21 protein-coding genes and 1 tRNA gene are annotated in these 21,087 nt (G+C 69.0%); 7 read left to right on the forward strand and 15 right to left on the reverse strand.

All coding sequences use genetic code 11. The features are described from left to right. Positions 1-61 precede the first annotated feature (61 nt). Both SOM10_RS06615 and SOM10_RS06620 read left to right on the forward strand, forming a co-directional pair. Positions 62-1,474 (forward strand): MFS transporter, encoded by a 1,413-nt coding sequence (locus SOM10_RS06615; RefSeq protein ID WP_053098073.1) that lies wholly within the window; start codon positions 62-64, stop codon positions 1,472-1,474. A 46-nt stretch (positions 1,475-1,520) separates the two neighbouring features. Further along, positions 1,521-2,441 carry a cation diffusion facilitator family transporter gene (locus SOM10_RS06620; protein ID WP_053098074.1) on the forward strand — a complete coding sequence of 307 codons (921 nt, stop codon included), beginning with the start codon at positions 1,521-1,523 and terminating at the stop codon, positions 2,439-2,441. Positions 2,442-2,465: 24 nt separating this feature from the next. On the opposite strand, the gene SOM10_RS06625 is transcribed toward SOM10_RS06620, so the two are convergent. Together SOM10_RS06625 and SOM10_RS06630 are read right to left on the reverse strand one after the other, a co-directional pair. Continuing rightward, positions 2,466-3,944 carry an HNH endonuclease signature motif containing protein gene (locus SOM10_RS06625; RefSeq protein ID WP_320489062.1) on the reverse strand — a complete coding sequence of 493 codons (1,479 nt, stop codon included), beginning with the start codon at positions 3,942-3,944 and terminating at the stop codon, positions 2,466-2,468. 151 nt (positions 3,945-4,095) lie between these two features. Continuing rightward, positions 4,096-4,656: a MarR family winged helix-turn-helix transcriptional regulator gene (locus SOM10_RS06630; protein ID WP_320489064.1), complete on the reverse strand. Its 561-nt coding sequence runs from the start codon at positions 4,654-4,656 to the stop codon at positions 4,096-4,098. Positions 4,657-4,761: 105 nt separating this feature from the next. On the opposite strand from SOM10_RS06630, the gene SOM10_RS06635 reads away from it, so the two are divergent. Continuing rightward, complete coding sequence (locus tag SOM10_RS06635; protein ID WP_320489066.1) at positions 4,762-5,598, forward strand: hypothetical protein; 837 nt, start codon at positions 4,762-4,764, stop codon at positions 5,596-5,598. A gap of 141 nt (positions 5,599-5,739) precedes the next feature. Here the strand turns inward: SOM10_RS06635 and SOM10_RS06640 are convergent, their stop codons facing one another. After that, the gene (locus SOM10_RS06640; protein ID WP_295101196.1) at positions 5,740-6,324 is read right to left on the reverse strand and encodes a TetR/AcrR family transcriptional regulator; all 585 of its coding nucleotides are present in this window, start codon (positions 6,322-6,324) and stop codon (positions 5,740-5,742) included. A gap of 92 nt (positions 6,325-6,416) precedes the next feature. On the opposite strand from SOM10_RS06640, the gene SOM10_RS06645 reads away from it, so the two are divergent. After that, positions 6,417-6,851, forward strand: coding sequence for a DUF6069 family protein (locus SOM10_RS06645; protein WP_320489069.1), 435 nt, complete (start codon positions 6,417-6,419; stop codon positions 6,849-6,851). Between the two features lie 48 nt (positions 6,852-6,899). Here SOM10_RS06645 and SOM10_RS06650 read toward each other — a convergent pair whose 3' ends face one another. From SOM10_RS06650 to dcd, 3 genes are read right to left on the reverse strand one after another with little or no spacing between them, the layout of a single operon-like run. Continuing rightward, complete coding sequence (locus SOM10_RS06650; RefSeq protein ID WP_230100931.1) at positions 6,900-7,115, reverse strand: DUF2283 domain-containing protein; 216 nt, start codon at positions 7,113-7,115, stop codon at positions 6,900-6,902. Further along, positions 7,108-7,548 (reverse strand): hypothetical protein, encoded by a 441-nt coding sequence (locus SOM10_RS06655; protein ID WP_320489071.1) that lies wholly within the window; start codon positions 7,546-7,548, stop codon positions 7,108-7,110. The genes SOM10_RS06650 and SOM10_RS06655 overlap by 8 nt, the downstream gene beginning before the upstream one ends. A 1-nt stretch (position 7,549) precedes the next feature. Continuing rightward, the gene (gene dcd, locus SOM10_RS06660) at positions 7,550-8,155 is read right to left on the reverse strand and encodes a dCTP deaminase (protein ID WP_042536862.1); all 606 of its coding nucleotides are present in this window, start codon (positions 8,153-8,155) and stop codon (positions 7,550-7,552) included. Between the two features lie 93 nt (positions 8,156-8,248). Here dcd and SOM10_RS06665 point away from each other — a divergent pair. The 3 genes from SOM10_RS06665 (at position 8,249) to SOM10_RS06675 (ending at position 11,197) form a co-directional block, all read left to right on the forward strand. Beyond that, positions 8,249-8,322 (forward strand) — tRNA-Gly (locus SOM10_RS06665). Between the two features lie 104 nt (positions 8,323-8,426). Further along, positions 8,427-10,256: an AMP-dependent synthetase/ligase gene (locus tag SOM10_RS06670; RefSeq protein ID WP_320489077.1), complete on the forward strand. Its 1,830-nt coding sequence runs from the start codon at positions 8,427-8,429 to the stop codon at positions 10,254-10,256. Positions 10,257-10,273: 17 nt separating this feature from the next. After that, complete coding sequence (locus tag SOM10_RS06675; protein WP_320489079.1) at positions 10,274-11,197, forward strand: DUF1295 domain-containing protein; 924 nt, start codon at positions 10,274-10,276, stop codon at positions 11,195-11,197. A gap of 18 nt (positions 11,198-11,215) precedes the next feature. Here the strand turns inward: SOM10_RS06675 and SOM10_RS06680 are convergent, their stop codons facing one another. From SOM10_RS06680 to SOM10_RS06720, 9 genes are all read right to left on the reverse strand, one after another. Then, positions 11,216-12,154 (reverse strand): DUF4862 family protein, encoded by a 939-nt coding sequence (locus SOM10_RS06680; protein ID WP_320489080.1) that lies wholly within the window; start codon positions 12,152-12,154, stop codon positions 11,216-11,218. After that, complete coding sequence (nagB, locus tag SOM10_RS06685) at positions 12,151-12,927, reverse strand: glucosamine-6-phosphate deaminase (RefSeq protein WP_320489081.1); 777 nt, start codon at positions 12,925-12,927, stop codon at positions 12,151-12,153. Before nagB ends, SOM10_RS06680 begins: the two co-directional genes overlap by 4 nt. Next, positions 12,927-13,610: an N-acetylmannosamine-6-phosphate 2-epimerase gene (locus SOM10_RS06690; protein WP_187249256.1), complete on the reverse strand. Its 684-nt coding sequence runs from the start codon at positions 13,608-13,610 to the stop codon at positions 12,927-12,929. The genes nagB and SOM10_RS06690 overlap by 1 nt, the downstream gene beginning before the upstream one ends. Next, the gene (locus SOM10_RS06695) at positions 13,607-14,569 is read right to left on the reverse strand and encodes an ROK family protein (protein ID WP_187249255.1); all 963 of its coding nucleotides are present in this window, start codon (positions 14,567-14,569) and stop codon (positions 13,607-13,609) included. Before SOM10_RS06695 ends, SOM10_RS06690 begins: the two co-directional genes overlap by 4 nt. Continuing rightward, on the reverse strand, positions 14,569-15,513 hold the full coding sequence (locus tag SOM10_RS06700; RefSeq protein ID WP_187249254.1) for a dihydrodipicolinate synthase family protein: 945 nt from the start codon (positions 15,511-15,513) through the stop codon (positions 14,569-14,571). Before SOM10_RS06700 ends, SOM10_RS06695 begins: the two co-directional genes overlap by 1 nt. 15 nt (positions 15,514-15,528) lie before the next feature. Continuing rightward, the gene (locus SOM10_RS06705; RefSeq protein ID WP_320489082.1) at positions 15,529-16,329 is read right to left on the reverse strand and encodes an ABC transporter ATP-binding protein; all 801 of its coding nucleotides are present in this window, start codon (positions 16,327-16,329) and stop codon (positions 15,529-15,531) included. Continuing rightward, entirely contained in the window at positions 16,326-18,380 is a 2,055-nt protein-coding gene (locus SOM10_RS06710; RefSeq protein WP_320489083.1) for a dipeptide/oligopeptide/nickel ABC transporter permease/ATP-binding protein, read from the reverse strand. Before SOM10_RS06710 ends, SOM10_RS06705 begins: the two co-directional genes overlap by 4 nt. Position 18,381: 1 nt before the next feature. Beyond that, a complete protein-coding gene (locus SOM10_RS06715; protein ID WP_072592072.1) occupies positions 18,382-19,338 on the reverse strand; it encodes an ABC transporter permease in 957 nt (318 codons plus the stop codon). Positions 19,339-19,413: 75 nt separating this feature from the next. Next, positions 19,414-21,012, reverse strand: coding sequence for an ABC transporter substrate-binding protein (locus SOM10_RS06720; RefSeq protein WP_320489084.1), 1,599 nt, complete (start codon positions 21,010-21,012; stop codon positions 19,414-19,416). Positions 21,013-21,087 lie beyond the last annotated feature (75 nt).

Below are 21,087 nucleotides of genomic sequence, written 5' to 3' on the forward strand. Positions count from 1 at the left end.
CTCGCACCGGCACCCGGCGCGCCGTCACCGTCCGTTCACCCCGCGCCGCCAGACTTCGAGCATGAGCGATTCCCCGCAGAGCGGCGCGGTGCCCGAGCCCGCTGCGACGGCCAACAGCGGCGCGGTCGGCGTGATCGGCCTCGACCTGCGCGGCGAGACACCGGCCCCGAAGAAGCAGGTCTACTCGTGGGCGCTGTGGGATTGGGCGACGCAGCCTTTCAACACCGTCATCCTGACCTTCATCTTCACGGCCCTGTACCTCACGACCGAGGCTTTCCTGCCGGCGTCGATCGCGGGCCTCGACGCCAAGGATCCGATCCGCGAAGCCGCTGAGGCCGATCTCGCCTCGGGGCTCGGCCTCGGGTCGACGATCGCCGGCATCGCGATCCTCCTGATCGCACCGGTGCTCGGTCAGCGAGCGGATGCCGCGGGGCGCCAGAAGCTCTGGCTCGGGATCGGCACCGGCGCGCTCGTCGCCTGCATGTTCGGCCTGTGGTTCGTCGAGCCGACGCCCGCGCTGTTCTGGCTGGGCGTCGCATTGATCTCGGCCGGCTCCGTGTTCGGCGAGATCGCTGCCGTGAACTCGAACGCGATGCTCGTCGGCATCGCGAACCCCAAGACCGTGGGCCGCATCTCGGGGCTCGGATGGGGGTTCGGCTACATCGGCGGGATCATCGCTCTCGTCCTGGTCGTCATCTTCTACATGCTCGACTGGTTCGGCCTGCCGGAAGACGGGGGGCTGCCCTTCCGCATCATCGCCGTCGGCTGCGCGATCTGGGCGATCGTCTTCTCGATCCCGATCTTCCTCAACGTGCCGGAGCCGTCGCTCGGGCGCCCCGAGCGCAAGGTCGGCTTCTTCGCCTCCTACGGACTTCTCGTGAAGGACGTCGTCGGCCTCTACCGCAACCCCGAGACCCGTCAGACGTTCTGGTTCCTGCTGTCGAGCGCGGTGTTCCGCGACGGACTCGGCGGCGTCTTCGCCTTCGGAGCCGTCATCGCCAGCCAGGTGTTCGACTTCGCCTTCCTCGATCTCGTGATCTTCGGCATCGCCGCGAACCTCATCGCGGGCGTCTCGACGATCATCGCCGGCCGCTACGACGACCGCTTCGGGCCGAAGCGCATCATCCTCATCTCGCTCGCCTCGATGGTGATCGCGGGGCTCGCCGTCTTCTTCCTCGTGGATGCGGGCACGGTCGTGTTCTGGATCGGCGGCCTGTTGCTCTGCGCATTCGTCGGTCCCGCGCAGGCGGCATCCCGGTCGTTCCTCGCCCGCATCACCCCGGCCGGGCGCGAGGGCGAGATCTTCGGCCTCTACGCCACGACCGGGCGGGCGGCGAGCTGGATGGCATCCGGTGCGTGGACGCTGCTGATCGTGCTCTCGGGGTCGACGTCGTACGGCATCCTGGGCATCGTGCTGGTGCTGATCGCCGGGTTCCTCCTGCTGCTGCCGGTGAAGGCGACACAGCGGGCCTGATCGTGATGGCCCGCGGACGTCGTAGCCCCGGGAGTAGCCTGACCGCGTGACGGTCATCATCGCTTTCCTCGCCAACATCCTCGTCGCGATCGCCAAGACGGTCGCGGCCGTGATCACCTCTTCCGCGTCGATGGTCGCCGAAGCCGCGCACTCGTGGGCGGATGCCGGCAACGAGGTCTTCCTCCTGATCGCCGACCGTCGCGGTGCACGGGCGAAGGATGCCCGGCATCCGCTGGGCTACGGGCGCGCGGCGTTCGTCTGGTCGTTGATCGCGGCGTTCGGCATCTTCACCGCCGGCTCGATCGTGTCGATCATGCATGGTGTCCAAGAGCTGTCCGAGACGGGCCCGGTCGAGAGCCCAACCGTCGCGTACACCGTGCTCGGCATCGCATTCGTGCTCGAGGGCGCGTCGTTCACGCAGGCGATGGTGAAGTCTCGACGGTTGGCACGCGAGCGCGGATCGTCGACGTGGGACTACGTGCTCGACACCAGCGACACGACGCTGCGGGCGGTGTTCTTCGAGGACCTGGCGGCTCTGATCGGCCTCGTGATCGCGGCCGGCGCGATCGCGATGCACCAGGTCACCGGCGTCGCCGCATGGGATGCGATCGGGTCGATCCTCGTCGGCATCCTGCTGGGCGTCGTGGCGGTCATCCTCATCGGGCGCAACATCGCGTTTCTGGTGGGCTCCAACGCGTCGCCCGCGCTGCGCGATCGAGTCGGGCGGGCGCTGCTCTCGTCTCCGCAGATCCAGCGGCTCACGTATCTGCACATCGAGTACGTGGGCCCGAACCGCCTGTTCATCGTCGCCGAGGTGGACCTGACCGGTGACGCGCGCGAGCACGATGTGGCTCGAAGCCTGCGCGCGATCGAGCAGCAGATCGAGGCGCACGACGTCGTCGAGACGGTGGTGCTGTCGCTGTCGGTCGACGACGAGGAGTCTCTCGAGTTCGGGGCAGCTGTCTGAGTTCATCCGGCACACGCGAAGAGTTCATCCGGCACGCGCGAAGACGGGCGGCCGCCGCGTTCTGCCCTGCGCCGAGGCGCTGAGCCGAGGCGTGCGCCATTGCTGTGCGGGGTCCCACCACCTCGGCCCTCGCACCTGCGGAATGCCGTCATTCATCCGGATCTCCCACCCGGACGTTCCCAGACTCCGGTGGTGCCACCAGCACAACGGCACTCCGTTGTCGGTGTGCGTCGGCCCGCCCCTGGCGTGTTCGGTGACGTGATGGATCTCGCACCAGGATGCCGGGACATGGCACCCGGGGATGAGGCATTCTCTGTCGCGGGCGATGATCGCGCGGCGTTGATGCACGGTGAACACCCGATCGGTCGTCGTGATCCCGATGATCCGACCCTCGTCGAGGAGAACTCGCTGGATGGTGCCGGAGCATCCGACGTGGGAAGCGACACTCAGAGGCAGTTGCCCCCACGCACCGCTGACGCTCGCACGCCCGGTGCCGTTCGCGAGGTCGTTCGCATCCACCGTCACGACCAGCACCGGTGCGGCGCCTCCGAGTGCGGGCATATCTCGATGACGGGCGGCGATCGCCAATGCCGCGGCGAGAGCATCATGACGCTTCTGCGCCGGCGTGCGGTCATCGATGACGGCACGCGGATCGGAGTTGTACGGATCCTCGTCGCCGTCTGCCGCATCGCCGTCTTCCGCGTCACCGCGATCGGCCGCGGGCGTGAACGCGACGCCGGGCATCGGCGGCCCGTCCCCCTTGGGGTTGTTCAGCGCATCGAGGATCAGCTCCAACTGCGCGGCGACCTCGGGCGTCAGGTATCCCTTGATCGACCGCAGCCCGTCTCGCACCCGCCCGAGGGTTATCCCCCGACGCCGGGCAGGCTCATCGCGCGGCCCGTCTCCATCAGGGTCGAGCAGCGCGACCAGCGTCTCAGCAAGCAGCTTCAGCTCATCGAGTGTGGGCGCCGGGCCACGGACCTCCCCGTCGGGGCCCGCCTCGGCGTCAGGTCTGATGCCGCGAGCCGCGCGAGCGAGACACGTGTCGGCGTCGAGCCGATCAGCGGCACCGATGCGATGCGACACCTTCTCGATCGGCTCTGTCGCGGCGAGCATCCCCGCGACTCCGATCACCCCATCGAGCAGCGCCTCCCGCAGCGCCGGCCAGCGAGCAGGCAGCCGATCGCCGGACACCAGATTCACGTCCCGGCGGACCAGAGCGACCACCTTGCCGACGCGCGTCGCCTCTCGCACGTCTGTCAGCAGGGTGCGCTGCAGCAGTTCGTTCTGAGTGCGGCACCCCGTGGCATGCGGGAAGTCCACCGCATCCCCTGCGGCGATCGTCTCGACCACCACGGCTTCGACCCGCCGGAACGCCGCGCTCGCAGCCTGCAGCACCTCGACCCGTTCTGCATCCGTAAGCCCCGCGAGCGCGTCGTCGGACAGCACCTGATCGAGGTCGGAGACGACCTGATCGAGAAGGGCACGAGTGCGGGATGACATGACTCCATCACACACGGGGCCACCGACATTCGAGCCCTGAAGTCAGCCTCTTTTCGGCCAGTTCAGAAGCATATTCCGGAACACTGGACATGCATTCCGGAACACCGGCGAGCGCCTACCCACACCGACCGCCAGTACCGCCACGCGCCAGTCAGTTCTCCCAGTTGTCGGCGAGCTTGTTCAGCAGCGTCGCGAGCTGATCGCGCTCCTCATCCGTGAATGCGGCGAGCGCCTTGCCGAGCGCCTCCCGCCGCTCGCCGCGCATGCCCCGAGCGACCTTGCGCCCTTCGTCCGTCAACGCGATGCGCGTGCGCCGCGCGTCGTCGGGGTCGGCCTCGCGGCGCACGAAACCGTGAGCGACCCCCTGTTGCACGAGCCGCGAGGCCCGGGGCTGATCGACTCCGATCGCCGCGCCGAGATCACTGACGCTGAGAGGAGCGGATGCCGCGGCGAGCGCCTCGAGCATCCGCATCCGCGCCGGGCCGCCGAAGCGTCCAGACGGGTCGTTCGCCCACGGCGGCATGCCGGGGTGCACAGGGTGCCCGCGTCCGTGACTCCCCTGCTCGAGGTGGTCGGGGTGGGGTCCGCCGTGCCAGCCGTGCGGCCCGCCCATCCCTCGCGATCCGCGACCACGGTCGCCGGGGCGCCTTCCGCGAAGGCGCGACAGGGCGCGGGCGATGGCCTCGGCGGGGTCGTTCTCTGCGGCGCTCACAGATCGATTTTACATGCGACTTGACATGGATCTGCACTACATGTCACACTACATATACATGCATAGCGACAAGCACATGCTCCATGACATCTAAGGACTCCACCCATGAACACCTCTGACACTCAGAACACAGACAGCACCTCCCGCCCCTTCGGCTATTGGCTGAAGGCCGTCGACCGCCTGATGGCGGCCGAGTTCGACTCCGCTTTCGACGGCGAGCATGCAAGCCGCCGCGACTGGCGGATGCTGAACATCATCGACGGCACCGCGCCGGCCCGCCGCCCCCTCAACGCACACAAGCTGCACAGCCTGGTCGAGCGCGGCTGGGTCGTCGCCGACACCGACAGCGACCTCGGCTGGACGCTCACCGACGACGGCCGCACGGCGAAAGACCGGCTCAGTGACGTCGTCGACGGCATCCGCGCCAAGGTCACCGACGCGGTCGGGCCCGAAGACCTCGAGACCACACTGGCCACGCTCCAGCAGATCGCTCGCGCGTTCGGCTGGGACGAGCAGACGCCGCTTCCTCGTGGACGCGGCCGTCGCCGCGGCTTCGGCCGCCACGGTTTCGGACCCGGATTCGCCCCGGGGCGCGGTTTCGGCCGCCACCACCGGCACCCGTTCGGACGCGATCACGGTGTCGCACCCGACTTCGCGTCCGAGCACGAGCACGACCACGAATCGGATGCCGAGTTCCGCCGCCGCGGGTGCGGTCACCGCGGACACCCGGGCCACGACCGCTTCGCGGACGCACGCCGCTCACACCACGGCCACCACGGCCACCCGCGTGACATCGCGGAAGACCGTGACCACCGCCATGGTGGTCACGGTCACGGTGGCTTCGGAGACGTACGCCACGGCGAGCACCGCGTCGCCCGCGCGGCGCAGCACGCCTACGAGCGCGGCTTCGACGCCGGCTTCTCCCGCGGCCGCGACGCCTGAGGCGTCACACCCGCATCCGCTGCACCCAGAACGCCCCGTTCGCTTCGGCGCACGGGGCGTTCCCGCGCGTCGGAACCGCACCCCGAGGCAGCTCACGCCAGGAGAACAGCGCCGACCCCGTCGCGAGCCGCGGAGAGGCGCCTAGCGCAGAGCGGGCAGAACGACCTCGTCGACGAGCTGCACCACCGCATCCGATTCGAGTGCGCGCCGCCGCAGGCTGACGCTGCCGAACGCCGCGGTCGGCACGAGGCCGGCGATGAGCGCGACCGGAGCGTCCGCACGCACCTCGCCCCGCTCGATCCATCGCTCGATCACTGCCGTGAGCGCCGCGACGGGCGGTCCGCCGACCACTCGATAGGCGATGTCGCGCAGCTCGTCGTCGCGTCCGATCTCGCTCAGGATGCTGGCGAGCACGCCGGCCGTGCGGTCATCCGCCCTCGCGAAGTGCATCGCCGCAGCGAGGAGATCCTCGCGGAGGGTGCCCGTGTCCGGCACCTCGGCAGCGACCTGCAGCGCACCGACCGCTGCCACGACGAGCTCGGCCTTCGTCTCCCATCGGCGGTAGATCGCGGAACGCCCGCACCGGGCGCGCTCTGCCACGGCGCCGATCGTCGTGCCGGCGTAGCCGCTCTCGATCAGCAGATCCTGCACCGCCTCGAGAATCGACGCCTCCACGCCGGGGTCACGAGGACGCCCCGCCGGTCTGGTCATCGCATCTGCGCTCATCGGACCCATTGTACATTCCGGTATCGAGCAGTACCGTTTATATCCGGTACTACTCGGTACCGGATATCCGAACCACACTCCAAGGAGCCGTCATGGTCACCACCGCCGTCCGCGCAGACCGGCGCACCACCGGATCCCGGTTGCGCACCGCACTCATCCTCACCGCCGCCATCGCCGTGGCCATCGCGACGAACTCCGTCGTGGCCCTCCTCGCAGTGGCTGCCGGCGCTCCGGCGACATACGGGCCGCTGACACTGCCCGCCTATGCCCTGTTCACGACTCTGGGCATCGTCGTCGGCTGGATCGGCTGGTCGCTCGTGCGCCGCCGCGCCCGCAACCCCCGCCGCACGCTCTCGATCCTCGTGCCGATCGTGACCATGGCGTCGTTCATCCCCGACGTCCTGCTGCTCGTTCTCCACTTCATCCCGGGAACGACGGGGAGCGCCGTCATCGGGCTCATGGTCATGCATGTCGTCGTCGTCGGAGTCGCAGTGCCCGCATACATCTGGGCCTCGAGGAGACGCTGAGGGAAGCACTGGCGCCACTCTCGGCGGACGCGTCGCACGGCGCGAAGGTCAGGCGCCCGGTTCTTCCGGGTGGAGCAACCGGGAGGCACCGAGAATCTCGATGCCGAGCAGGTGGCCGTCGCGATCGAAGTCGAGAAACAGCTCACCGGAGATGTCGTCGGGCAGGTTCACCGCGACGGTTCTCGCGACCTCGCCATCCGCGATCGCTGCGCCCACCGTCACGTACGCGGCGTCGACCTCAGGGTCGCGTCGCAGCTCACCCACGCCACAGAGTCGCGGCGGCGGCGGCGGCGGCGACATCCGGGGCACCCGCCGACTGCGCGAACGACACCGTCGTGCCGAGGTAGACCGCACCGGCGATCGCCGCCGCGAGCAGCACGATGAGGAATCCGAAGATCACCGCCGACAGCGCGCGGTATCCCCCGGATGTCGGCACCTCAGGTGCCACCGACGGCTGCGCCCAGTCGTCGGCCACCGGCGCCGGCTGATCGCCCGTGAGGATCGCCGGCTTGGGCCGCGACCGGCGAGTGCTGGGAAGCATCGCCTCGGGCGGAGGCGGCGGAATGACGGCATCCGGAATCTCGGACTCCGCGGGAGGCGGCGGGATCACCGCATCCGGAACCTCGGACTCGGGCGGAGGCGGCGGAATGACAGCATCCTCCGGTCGGATGTACGGATCTCTGCTGTCACTGCTCATCTCAGCCCCCTACGGCTCCGACGTCGGTCGTGCCGACGTCCGTCTTGTGGAAGTTCTGGAACGAGCGGGATGCGGTCGGCCCGCGCTGCCCCTGGTAGCGGTTGCCGTACGGGCCCGAACCGTACGGGTTCTCGGCCGGCGACGTCAGCCGGAAGAAGCACAGCTGACCGATCTTCATTCCGGGCCACAGCTTGATGGGCAGCGTCGCGACATTCGCGAGCTCGAGCGTCACGTGCCCCGTGAACCCGGGGTCGATGAAGCCGGCGGTCGAGTGCGTGATCAGCCCCAGGCGGCCGAGCGACGACTTGCCCTCGAGGCGAGCCGCGATGTCGTCGGCCAGGGAGACCTGCTCGAACGTGGCACCGAGCGCGAACTCGCCCGGGTGCAGGATGAACGGCTCGTCGGGGTCGACCTCGATCAGCCGAGTGAGTTCCGGCTGATCGACCGACGGGTCGATGAACGGGTACTTGTGATTGTCGAAGAGACGGAAGTACCGGTCCAGCCGCACGTCGATGCTCGACGGCTGGATCATCTCCGGCTCGTGCGGATCCAGACCGATGTGGCCGGAGGCGAGTTCTGCTCTGATGTCGCGGTCGCTGAGAAGCACGGCCCCAGCCTAGTTGGCACACGCCGCCGACACTTTGGCCATGACGGATCAGGCGGGTAGGCTTGCGTTCACCCGCTCCTCGGATGCAGGTGCGGGGCTGTAGTTCAATGGCAGAACTTCTGCTTCCCAAGCAGATAGCGCGGGTTCGATTCCCGTCAGCCCCTCCACAGGACCCCCGGCTCGCCCGGGGGTTTTCTCTTGCCATCCGTTTCCTCCTCCGCTCCGAACAGGAGCAGATGGGCCCGTTCTCGTGCGCCCGAGAGGAGTTCCGATGCTCGAATCGTCGACCCCGCCGCTCGCCGACCTCGACGGGTACCGCAACGTCACGGACCTGCTGGTCGCGCGAGTCACCGCCGCTCCCGACCACGTCGCCTTCGAGGTCAAGGGAGCGAATGTCGGTGACGTGTGGCGCCCGATCACGACCCTCGAGTTCCTCGGCCAGGTGCGCGCTCTGGCCAAGGGCTTCATCGCCCAGGGCGTGCGGGCCGGTGATGCCATCGCGATCATGGCTCCGACTCGTTACGAGTGGGCCGTCGCCGACCTCGCCGCCTGGTACGCCGGCGCTGTCGTCGTGCCGATCTACGAGACGTCCTCGCCCACGCAGGTGAACGCGATCATCGCGGACGCGGATGTGCGTCTGGCCATCGGCGGCACCTCGATGCACGCGGTGCTGCTGCAGTCCGCCCTCACCCACACGGAGCGGATCACGCTCGGCGCCTGGACGATGGATGCCGCAGTATCCGGCACGCTCTCCGATCTGGTGGCGCGGGGCACCACCGTCACCGACGAGGAGCTCGAGGCCCGCAGGGCGTCCGCCACGCAGGACGACCCCGCCACCATCGTCTATACCTCGGGCACCACGGGCGAGCCGAAGGGGGTCGTGCTCACGCACCGGAACTTCCTCGGGCAGGTGCTCAACATCGCCGCCGCCTACCGCGAGATCGTGAACGAGCAGGGCAACACCGTCATCTTCCTGCCCCTGGCCCACGTGCTCGCGCGCGGCCTGCAGCTGATCTGCCTCGCCAGCGGGATGCGCATCGCGCATCTGTCCGACCCGTCGACCGTCGTCGCGACCCTCGACACACTGCGCCCGACGTTCCTCGTCGTCGTGCCGCGCGTGCTGCAGAAGATCGAGGCGGCAGCCGCCGCCAAGGCGTCCGATAAGGGTCTCACCGCCGTGTGGGAGAAGGCTCGGACGACGGCGATCGCGTGGGGCCGGCGTGCCGAGCGGGTCGACGCGGGCCTCACCCCCGGAACGAGCCTCGGGCTGCGCCTGCGTCACCGCCTCTACGATGCCGTCTTCTACCGCCGCCTCCGCGCTGTGATGGGCGGGCGGGTCGGCTACATCCTCTCCGGCGGAGCAGCGCTCGACTCGGAGCTGTCGCTCTTCTTCCGCGGCATCGGCGTCCCTGTCATCGAGGGCTACGGCCTGACCGAGACGACCGCCCCCCTCACCGGCAACCTGCCCGGTCGCATCGCGTCGGGCAGCGTCGGCTCGCCGCTTCCGGGACTCACGGTGCGCATCAGCGACGAAGGAGAGGTGCTGGCCCGCGGGCTCGGCGTCTTCAGCGGCTACCGCAACCCCGCGCACGACGACGGCGCCTTCATCGACGGATTCTTCCGGACGGGCGACCTCGGGCGCCTCGACGACCAGGGCAGGTTGATCCTCGACGGCCGCCTCAAGGACGTGATCGTGACGTCGAACGGCAAGACGATCGTGCCGACCCGCTGGGAGAGCGTCGTCGAGGCGGATCCGCTGGTCTCGCACGCGGTGATGGTCGGCGAGGGGAAGCCGTATCTCTCGGCGCTCCTCGTGCTCGACCCCGAGCAGACCCGGGCATGGGCGGATGCCGAAGGCCTCAGCATCCCTCTCCTCGCCGAGACCGACATCCGCGCCGTGACCGAGCCGACGCTGCGCGCCCGCCTGCAGCGCACCGTCGACGCCGCCAACGCGCTCGTCGCTCGCAGCGAGCAGGTGCGCCGTTTCAGCGTCGTGTTCGCCGACCTCGACGACCGCGGACTCGTCACCCCGACCATGAAGCTCAAGCGGAGCGTCGTGCTGCATCGCGCAGCCCTCACCGTCGAAGACCTCTACCTCTGACAACCGGAAAGAACACCATGTCCTCCCCCACTTCCTCCGCACCGAAGTCATCCCGGTCCTCGCTGATCGCGATCATCGTCGCCCTCGTCATCGGCGCCCTCGTCGCACTCGCCGGCAGCCAGGGCGGCGCGACCGTCGGCGGCATCCCGCTGTTCGCCATCGCCGTCGCCGCGGCCTTCGCGATCCAGATCCTCGCCTTCATCCCCGCGATGCTTCTGCGCACCGAGCGGTTCTTCGACCTCACCGGCAGCCTCACCTTCCTCGCCATCTCCGTGGCCCTCGTGCTGATGACGCCCATGCCCGATGCCCGCAGCTGGATTCTCGCGGCGATGGTGATCCTGTGGGCGGCACGCCTCGGATCGTTCCTCGCGATGCGCGTGCACAAGGCCGGATCCGACGGCCGCTTCGACGAGATCAAGGGATCGCCGGTGCGCTTCCTGCAGGTGTGGGTGATCCAGGGGGCGTGGGTGTCGATCACGGCGGCAGCGGCGTGGATCGCGATCAGCACGGATGCCGCCTCGCGAGCGCCCATCGGATGGCTGACCGTCGTGGGCATCATCGTGTGGGTGGCCGGGATGACCATCGAGATCGTCGCCGACGCGCAGAAGTCCGCTTTCCGCGCCGACCCGCGTCACAAGGACGAGTTCATCCGCACCGGACTGTGGTCGCGTTCGCGCCACCCCAACTACTTCGGCGAGATCGTGATCTGGGTCGGCGTCTTCCTCACCGCCGCACCCGTGCTCGCCGGGTGGCAGTGGGTCGCGATCCTCTCGCCGCTCTTCGTCATCCTGCTGCTCACGCGCGTGAGCGGCATCCCGCTGCTCGAGGCCCGCGCCGAGAAGAAGTGGGGCGACCGCGCCGACTACATCGAGTACCGCGAGAGCACGCCCTCGCTGATCCCGCGGCTCACCCGGCCTGCCGTGCGGGAGCGTGCTGCGTAGAAAGCGCGGAGACCGGGTTCACGCGCGGGCAGCCGCCCTCAACGCGCGCAGATTGTCGTCGACCGTCCGGATGACATCTTCCGCCGTCGTGTCTCCCGGCCGTCGACTGACCTTCAGCCCGAGTCGCTCGACCTGACCGGCGGAGGCGAGCGCGGCGGCGGCATGGGCCGCATCCAACAGCGAACCGGATGCGGGATCCGCTGCCGCGAGCGGCAGGTGCCCGTCCGTCCAGGCTGGGCCATAGGGGCCGTCGATCGCTGCCGACCCCGAGAACGTCAGCCCGGCGAGCCGACCGGTCGCCGCCGCATCCGCGATCTGCCCGGTCACCGCGTCGGCGTCGCGCGTCTCGATCACCGAGCGACCCCAGTTCAGCCAGAGCGCCAGCGGAGCGTCGACCGAGAGCATCGCGCCGAGCTCGTCGTCCAGCGTCAGGAAGCCCTTCTCCCACGGGTGACCCGGCACCGCGGCGTCGCAGTGCTCGATGACGAGCCGCGCTCCCGCCCAGTCCCATCCGGTGATCTCGGCGAGCGATGCCGCCAGATGCGCTCGATCTCCTCCCCCCTGCGGAGCGGTGTGGAGCGCGACCAGAGCGACCGACGCATCGGTGTCGTGGTCGATCCGCCGCACGTCTCGGGCGACTGCGCGCAGGTCGGCGATGGCGGCGCGACGCCCGTCCTCATCCGGGGAGGCGATGCCGTAGCGGGCGTCAGCCGCACACCGCTTCATCACCCATGGCAGCGGGGTCACCGCGAGCTCTGCCCCGGCAGGCACGTGGCTCAGGAACCACGCCGGATCATGAGGGTGCAGGCCTCCGATCCACGGCACCTCGAGCCCTACGACATCGGGCAGCGCGCAGAGCGCGGGCAGGAGTTCGGCCTCGAGATCGGGATCCCAGGTCGCGTGCGCGGGAGACACCGCGTAGGAGCTGACCAGCAGCGGTGCGAGCGGCTCGTTCATGACACCAGGTGGCGGTGCGCCTGAGTGTGCCGGTAGTACTCGGCGAGCGCGAGCCGCGACGCGGCCGCGTCATCGACGAGCACGGTGACGCGTCGGTGGTGTTGCAGGATCGTCGCGGGCCATCGGGCCGACACCGCCCCTTCGACGAGCTGCGCGACGGCCTCTGCCTTCGCCTCACCGGTCGCGACGAGCACGATGCGTCGCGCGTCCATGATCGTGCCGAGCCCCTGCGTGAGGCAGTGATACGGCACCGCGTCGACGTCGCCGCCGAAGAAACGGGCGTTGTCTTCACGGGTCTGTGCGGTGAGCGTCTTCACTCGGGTCCTCGACGCCAGCGACGAGCCGGGCTCGTTGAACGCGATATGCCCGTCCGTGCCGATGCCCAGGATCTGCAGGTCGACACCGCCGGCATCGCGGATCGACTTCTCGTAGCCGGCACACGCCGCGTCGAGATCAGCGGCGTCACCGTCCGGCCCGCGCACCGCGCCGGGGGCGAGATCCACGCGCGAGACGAAGTCCTCGTCGATCACCGTGCTGTAGCGGCACGGATGTCCCAGGGGCAGTCCGACATACTCGTCGAGCATGAACCCCCGAGCGCGCGCGAGGGAGAGCTCCCCGCGCTCGACGCGCTCGGCGACCGCGTCATAGATGCGCAGCGGACTCGATCCCGTCGCGAGGCCGAGCACGGCATCCGGCCGAGCTGCGATCAGGGCGGCGATGTCATCGGCGACGATCTCGCCGATCTCGTCTGCGGGCGCGATGACGACATCCATCAGTTCTCCTCGGTGAGTGCGGCGACGAACCACGACGTGATGCTCGTCGGGTGGGTGATCGCGGTGCCGACGCACACGGCGAAGGCTCCGGCGGCAGCTGCGGCCGCTGCCTGGGCAGGCGAGTGGATGCGCCCCTCCGCCATGACCGGGGTGGTGCAGCGCGACGCGAGCATCGCGATCAGCTCGAGGTCGGGGCCCTCGGACTTCGGCCGCTCGGACGTGTATCCCGAGAGCGTGGTGCCCAGGATGTCGACTCCGGCCTGCTCGGCCGCGAGGGCGTCGTCGAGGGATCCGCAGTCGGCCATGATCAGCGCGTCCGTGTGCTCGCGGAGCGCCGCGACCGTCTCGGCGAGGCTTCTCCCGTCCGGCCGCGGCCTGCGGGTCCCGTCGATCGCGACGATGTCGGCACCCGCATCGGCGACCGCTTTCGCGTGCTCGAGCGTCGGCGTGATGAAGACGTCGGAATCGCCGTCCTTCCACAGCCCGATGACCGGAACGGTCATGCCCGCGACCGCTCTGATGTCGTCGAGCCCCTGCACCCGGATGCCGGCGGCTCCGCCGACGACCGCCGCCTGTGCGATCTGCGCCATGGTGCGGGGGTCGCGCATGGCCTCGCCGGGGTAGGCCTGACATGAGACGATGAGGCCGCCGCCCAGCGCGTCGAGGATGTCGGTGAATGTCATATCGCCCTCCAGGCGGATGCTGCCGCGCCCCACAGGGGCGCGTCGTCGCCGAGAACGCCCGGCAGGATCGGAGTGGACTGCAGCGCATCGATGGCGTCGTCGGCGAAGGCACGGAGCATCGGCGTCCACCACGCGTCGCCAATCTTCGGCACACCCCCGGTGATCACGATGCGCTCCGGGTCGAGGATCGTGGCGGCTCCCGCCAGCGCACGCCCGACGGCGGCGGCCGATCCGCTGAGGGCGCGGATGGCGATCGGATCGCCATCCGCTGCGGCGGCCGCGACCCCGCGCGCATCGACGACGAGCGGGTCTCCGCCGAGGGAACGGAAGTGCGCGTGCATGCCGATGCCCGAGCCGATGGCTTCGAGGTGCCCCCTGCGGCCACAGGGGCATCGCAGATGCGCGGCACCCGGAGTCGGCAGGTGGCCGATCTCGCCCGCGATGTGATGGGCGCCTCGAACGGCACGGCCGTCGACGATGAGTCCGGCGCCGACTCCGGTGCCGATGGCGACGACGAGCACGCTCGCCGCACCAGCCGCAGCACCCCGCCGATGCTCTCCTTCAGCATGCGCGTCGACGTCGTTCTGCACGACGATTGGAGCGTCTGGTACGAGCAGTTCCCCCAGTGCCTCACGCACGAGCCGGGCCACAGGCGTGCCCGGCCAGTCGGAGAACGTGTCGGTGGCCGAGACGATCGTGCCGGTCGATGCGTTCACGACGCCGGCCGTGCCGATCCCGACGCCCGCGAGACGCTCGCGCGATCCGTCGAGAAGCCTCCGAGCCAGACCCGCGACGGTCGAGACGACCGCCGCGGGCCCTTCGGCTGCTCTGGTCGGCGCCGTCTCGGTGCGCAGCAGCACATCGTCACGATCGACGAGAGCAGCTGACGTCTTGGTTCCGCCGATGTCGACGGCCAGGACGACCTCGCCCGACGACGCGTGCCCGAGACGCCCCGACATCAGGAGACGACGACCGGCAGCATCCCCTGTTCGGAGAGGATCTGGCGGATGCGGGCGACAGTGTCGACGTCGAGCGACTGCACGGTGTCGGCCATGGTCGCGTGGTCGATGATGCCGCGGGCGTGCATGGCCGCCTTGAACGCGCCGACGCCGGTCGCGTCGCCGGAGAGACCCCTCGGCTCGAAGACGATGTCGAACGCACGGTTGATGCGCTCCTGCTCTGTGCGCGCCTCCGCCCAGTCGCCGCGCTGCGTGGCATCCCACAGCCTGACGTAACCCTCGGCCTCGACGTTCGCGAAACCGGGCACCACGCCGTCAGCACCTGCCAGCGCCATGGCGTCGACGACGACCTCGTGGCCCGTGAGCAGCTGCAGCGGGCGGCCCGCAGCATCGTTCGCGGCGATCAGTCGGCGGAACGAGACGTCGTCGCCCGAGGAGTCCTTGACGCCACGGATGACGCCTTCGCTCCCGAGCTGCACGAGCAGATCGATGCCGAGCTTGGAGTGCACACGGACCGGCACGTCGTACGCCCACAGCGGCACGTCGATCGCGGCGGCGATCGCCCGGAAGTGATCGGCGACCTCGGCGGGGGAGTTCAGCGTGTAGAGGGGCGCTGTCGTGACGATCGCCTCTGCGCCGGCTGCCACCAGACGTCGCGCGGTCTCGATGATGCGGGGCGCGGTCAGCTCGATCGCACCGGCGATGATCGGAACCCGACCGGCGTTCGCCCGCACGATCGTCGTGAGCAGCTCGACGCGCCGATCGTCGGTGAAGTAGGCGGTCTCGCCGGTGGATCCGAGGGCGAACAGGCCCGAGACGCCCTCGGCGATGAGCCGCTCGACGAGCCGCTCGAGCGACGTGTGGTCGATCGTGCCGTCGGGCAGCAACGGCGTGGCGACGGGCGGGATGACACCGGTGAAGGTGACGGAGGAGGATGCAGTCATGGTGTTCCGGTCGTTTCAGTTGGTCGGTTCGAGCAGCGAGGGCGCGGCGCCCAGCAGCGTTCTGGTGTAGTCGTCCGAGGGCGCCCCGAACACGCGGGCGGCGTCCCCGAACTCGACGACCCTCCCCCGGTTCATCACGGCGATCTCGTCTGAGAGGTAGCGGACGGTCTGGATGTCGTGCGATATGAAGACCATGCCGAGCCCGAGCTGCTCCTTCAGGTCGGTGAGGAGGTTGAGGATCTGAGCGCGCACCGAGACATCGAGCGCCGAGGTGGGTTCGTCGGCGACGATGACCTGCGGATCCAGCACCAGTGCCCGGGCGATGGCGACACGCTGACGCTGACCACCCGAGAGCTGGCTGGGCAGTGCCTCGAGTGCCGAGGCCGGGAGCCCCACGAGTCCGATCAGATCGCGTACCTTGCGGTCACGGCTCGAGGTCGTGCCGATCCGGTGCACCTGCATCGGGTCCAGCAGCGCATCGCGCACGGTCATCCGAGCGTTCAGGGCCGTCGCCGGGTCTTGGAACACGACCGACAGGATGCGGCCGAGCCGTCGGCGCACCGCCGGGGTGAACGACGTCACGGTCTCGCCGTCGAAGACGACCCGGCCGCTCGTGGGCTTCTCGAGGCCGACCAGCACCTTGGCGGAGGTGGACTTGCCCGAGCCCGACTCCCCCACGATCCCCAGGGTCTGCCCCCGCTTCACGGTGAGCGAGACACCGGCGAGGGCGTCGACGTACTTCGGCCGGAACAGCGACGACGCACGTGTCTTGTAGCGGACGTGCACGTCCTCGAGCTCGATGACGGCGTCGTTCATCGTCCTGCTCCGATCGCGTCGATGGGCGCATCGTCGGGATGCGCGGCGTAGTAATGGTCGGTTCCCTCGATCCGTCGACTCACCGGCTCGACCCCCACATAGCGGGTCGGGTCGGACGAGCGAGGAGCGAAGCGGTCGCCGGCGGGGAAGTCGCGCGGAGACGGGACGACGCCGGAGACCTGGTGGAGCCTGTCGGACCCCGCCTCGATCGACAGCACGGCGCCGAGGAGACCCTGCGTATACTCGTGCACCGGCTGCGTCAGGATCTCTCGGGTCGTGCCCTGCTCGACGACCTGCCCCGCGTACATCACCGTGATGCGGTGGGTGAGCTCGGCGACGAGCGCGAGGTCATGCGACACGAAGACCAGGGCGAAGCCGAGCTCGCGCTGCAGCCGCATCAGCAGCTCGACGACCTGCGCCTGCACCGTGACGTCGAGAGCCGTGGTCGGCTCGTCGGCGATCACGAGTCGCGGATCGCGGGTGAGCGCCATCGCGATCAGCACGCGCTGACGCTGACCGCCCGACAGCTCGTGCGGGTACGAGGCCAGCGTGCGCGCGGGGTCGAGTCCCACCAGCTCGAGCAGGTCCTCCGCCGTGCGCGTGCCGCCTCGGGATGTGAGCTGCTTCATCTGCGAGCGGATGAGCATCGCCGGGTTCAGTGAGCTCAGGGCATCCTGATAGATCATCGCGATGTCGTGCCCCCGGAGCGCATTGCGGCTCTTCGGCGTCATCTGCAGCAGATCCTCGCCGTCGAAGAGGATGCGCCCTCGGACGTCGGCCTTCGCGTCGAGCAGCCCCATGATCGCGAGCGACGTGATCGACTTGCCACAGCCCGACTCGCCGACCAGCGCCATGGTCTCGCCGGGACGCACCGTGAAGCTGACGCGGTCGACCACGTCGACGTCGCCGTGCCGCGGGAACGAGATGCAGAGGTCCTGCACATCGAGCAGCGGGGTGTCGTCGCCCGAGTAGACGAGACGATCGGTGCGGGCGAGCTCGCGCTGACGCAGACCGGCGAGGCGCTCGGCGAGTGGCACCGCGGGTGCGACCGGCACCAGCACGTCCGGTACGCCGCTCGGAACGGAGAGGTTGACCGCGGTGTCGACCGTGACGATCACATTCGTGTCGTCCGGGCCGGCGGCCGCCTCTTCGAGCTCGTGAGTCGACTCCTCGGTGTTGGCGGCATCCGCGCTGATCTTGCGTGCACGCGGCGACACCATCGCGTCGGTCATCCCCTCGGAGAGGATGTTGAGACACAGCACCGTGATCATGATGAGGATGCCGGGGAAGAACGTCGCCCACCACGCGCCGCTCATCAGCAGGTTGCGCCCGGCGGCGATGACGTTGCCCCATGACGGCTCGGGGTCGGGTACGCCGGCCTGCAGGAACGACAGCGACGCCTCGAAGACGATCGCATCGGCGACGAGCACGGTCGCGAAGACGAGCACCGGGGCCATCGCGTTGCGAGCGACGTGCTTAGCGATGATCCGCGGAGTGCCCGCCCCCATGACGCGCACGGCCGAGACGTAGTCCTCGCCGTACTGGTCGAGGATGTTCGCACGGATGATGCGAGTGAGCTGCGGCACATAGAGGAAGGCGATCGTCAGCACGAGAACCGGCAGCGACTTGCCGAACACCGCCACGAACACCGCGGCGAGCGCGATGCCGGGGAAGGACATGACGACGTCCATCACCCGCATGAGCGTCTCGGAGATCCAGCGGGGCGCGGTCGCCGCGATGGTGCCGAACACACAGGCCGCGGCGAGGGCGACCAGTGTCGCACCGAGTCCGATCACCAGCGAGTACCGGGCGCCGTAGACCAGGCGAGAGAAGATGTCGCGACCCTGGCGGTCGGTGCCGAACCAGTGCTCGGCGCTCGGCGGCTGCACCGGGGCGCCGGAGGCCAGCGGATCGAACGGTGCGATCAGGGGTGCAGCGATCGCCGCCAGGGCGATCACCGCGAGCACCACGATGCAGATCAGGGAGCCGAGGGACAGCCCGCCGAAGCGGAGCCCCGGAAGCGAGAGTCGTTCAGTCAGTTTGCGTCGCATGTCACACCGCCCGGATTCGGGGATTGATGAGCACGTACAGGAGGTCGACGATGATGTTGATCACCACGAAGGCCAGTGACACTGCGAGAGTCACGCCCTGCACGAGATTGGGTTCGTTGTTGGTCACGCCGTTGAGGATCAGCGTGCCCATGCCGGGGATCGCGAAGATGATCTCGATCACCACCGCCCCGCCGATGAGGTAGCCGATGCGCAGACCGAGCACGGTCACAGGCGTGATGAGCGCATTGCGCAGCACGTTGCGGCCGACGACGATCGTGCGCGGGATCCCGGCGCCGAGTGCTGTGCGCACGTAGTCTCGGTCGAGCTCTTCGACCATCGACGTGCGTACGACCCGGGACAGCTGGCCGATCACCGGCACCGCGAGAGCGATGGCGGGCAGCGCCATGCGCGCGAGCCACCCCGAGGGGTCCTCCCAGAGATCCGGAAGCGGACCGGATGCCGGCAGCACGTTCAGTCCGAGGGTGAAGAGCTGGATGAGCAGGATCGCGAGCCAGAACGAGGGCGTCGACAGCGACGCCACTCCGATGATGCGGATGAGCTGATCGGGCCAGCGGTCACGATAGACGGCGGCGAGGACGCCGATCACGAAGGCGACGATGACGGCGATGAGGAGGCCGAGGAAGGTCAGCGCCAGGGTGACGGGGAACGCGCGGACGACCTCGTCGATCACCGGAAGGCTGCGCGCCGAGTAGGTGCCGAGGTTGCCCTGCAGCAGGCCGAGCAGGAATGTGAAATACCGCACGAGCAGCGGCTGATCGAGGCCGTACTGCTCTCGGTACGCCTCGAGCGCCTCGGGGGATGCCGTCTCTCCGAGCGCGGTGCGCGCGGGGTCGACGGGGGAGAACGACATCACGAAGAACACGAGGAACGTGATGCCGAGGATCATGAACGGCAGCTGCAGCAGGCGTCGTCCGATGAGGCGGAGCGTGTTGGACACGTGCCGCTCCTTCCAGGTTCGGGGAGGTGTGGCGGGGGTGCGCTCGGGCGCGCACCCCCGCCGTGGGGGCCGGGGCTACTTCGCCGCCACGCCGACGTCGAGGAACGACAGGCCCGTGGTGGGGACGGGGGCGAATCCGACCAGCTCCTGGCTGCTCCATGCGGTGGGCAGCTTGCGGTGGAACAGCGGGTAGAGCACTGCCTGGTCGGAGAGCAGGTCGTACGCCTCGTCCCACGTGGCCTGCTGCTCGTCGCCCTGCTGCTGCACAGCGGAGTCGAGGAGCGTCCGCAGTTCCGCGTACTCGGGCGAGTCGGCCCAGTTGGTGCGGGTCTGGGTCCAGACGTTCTCGCCGTACCACCAGTTCATCAGCAGGTCCGGGTCGACGCCGAAGACCGATGGGTCTCCGGGTGCGATCGCGACCGTGTAGTCGCCGGAGTCGACCTTCTCGTACATGGCGGCCGACTGCCCGATGTCGAGCGTGGTGTCGATGCCGATGGCGTCGAGCGACTCCTTGATGAGCGGCGCGACCTCCTTCACCCAGCCGGTGTCGGTGGTGAGCAGCGTGATCGACAGGTCGTCGACGCCCGCTTCGTCCAGCAGCTCCTCGGCCTTCTCGGGGTCATAGCTGTAGACCGTCGAGGCCTCGTTGTAGTTCGGGTACGTCTCGGGCAGGAACGAGGTCGCGGGGGTCGCGTTGCCGAGCATCCCGGTCTCGATGATCTTGTCCATGTCGAGGGCGTAGTGCATCGCCTGGCGCACGCGTACGTCGTCGAAGGGCGCTGCCTTCGTGTTGAACATCATGAACAGCAGCCCGAAGGATTGCACGCTCTCGACGTCAGCCGCGGATGCCAGGGAGTCGACGTCGATGTACGGCACGTCCTCCATGGCTTGGATCGTGCCCGTCGACATCGCCGTGACTCGGGCGGAGGCGTCGGACAGCAGGTTCCAGTTCATGCCCGCAGCGAGTGCCGGGTGCGGGCCGTTGTAGTCGTCGTAGCGCTCGAAGACGAGCTTGTCCTCGGGCACGGCGGAGACGAGCGAGTACGGGCCCGAGCCGACGGGGTTCGCTCCGAAGCCCTCGGGATCTGCCTCGACGACCGCCTTCGGAACGATCTTGACGACGCCGAGTCGCTCATTGATGAGCGAGAACGGGTAGTCGGTGGTGATCTGCACCGTGTCCTCGTCGACGGCGGTGACGGTGTCGACGAAGTCGATGAAGGTGCGGAACAGTGAGTTGTTGTCGGGGTTCAGCACCCGCTCGTAGCTGAAGACGACATCCTCGGCAGTGACGGGGTCGCCGTTCTGGAACGTCGCTCCTTCGCGCAGATCGATCTCGTACGTGGTGTCGTCGACCTGGGTCGGGAGGTCCGCGGCCAGCGCGGGCGCCGCCTCCTGCGTGACGGGGTCGAGGTCGACCAGGCCTTCGAAGACATGCCAGTTCGCCGAGACCGTGACGGCGCCGGAGGCCACCATCGGGTCGAAGCTGCCGTTCAGCGTGTACGAGATGCCCGCTTCGATGATCGCGTCCGCGTCGATGTCGCCGGCGGATGCGCTCTCGTCGGCTGCCGGGGTCGCGCCGGCCGCGCAGCCGGCGAGGACAACCGACGCGGCGACGGTGCCGGCGATCAGTGTCGTGAATCGACCCGCACGGCGGCGGGTGACGTGTCGGTTCATGTGTGCTCCAGGGTGGGTGGGGGACATCTTGAGGACATCTGATGTCTGATGTACTCTAAACACACGTTCGATCGA

Source organism: Microbacterium sp. CFBP9023, from assembly GCF_034045055.1.
GTDB lineage: Bacteria > Actinomycetota > Actinomycetes > Actinomycetales > Microbacteriaceae > Microbacterium.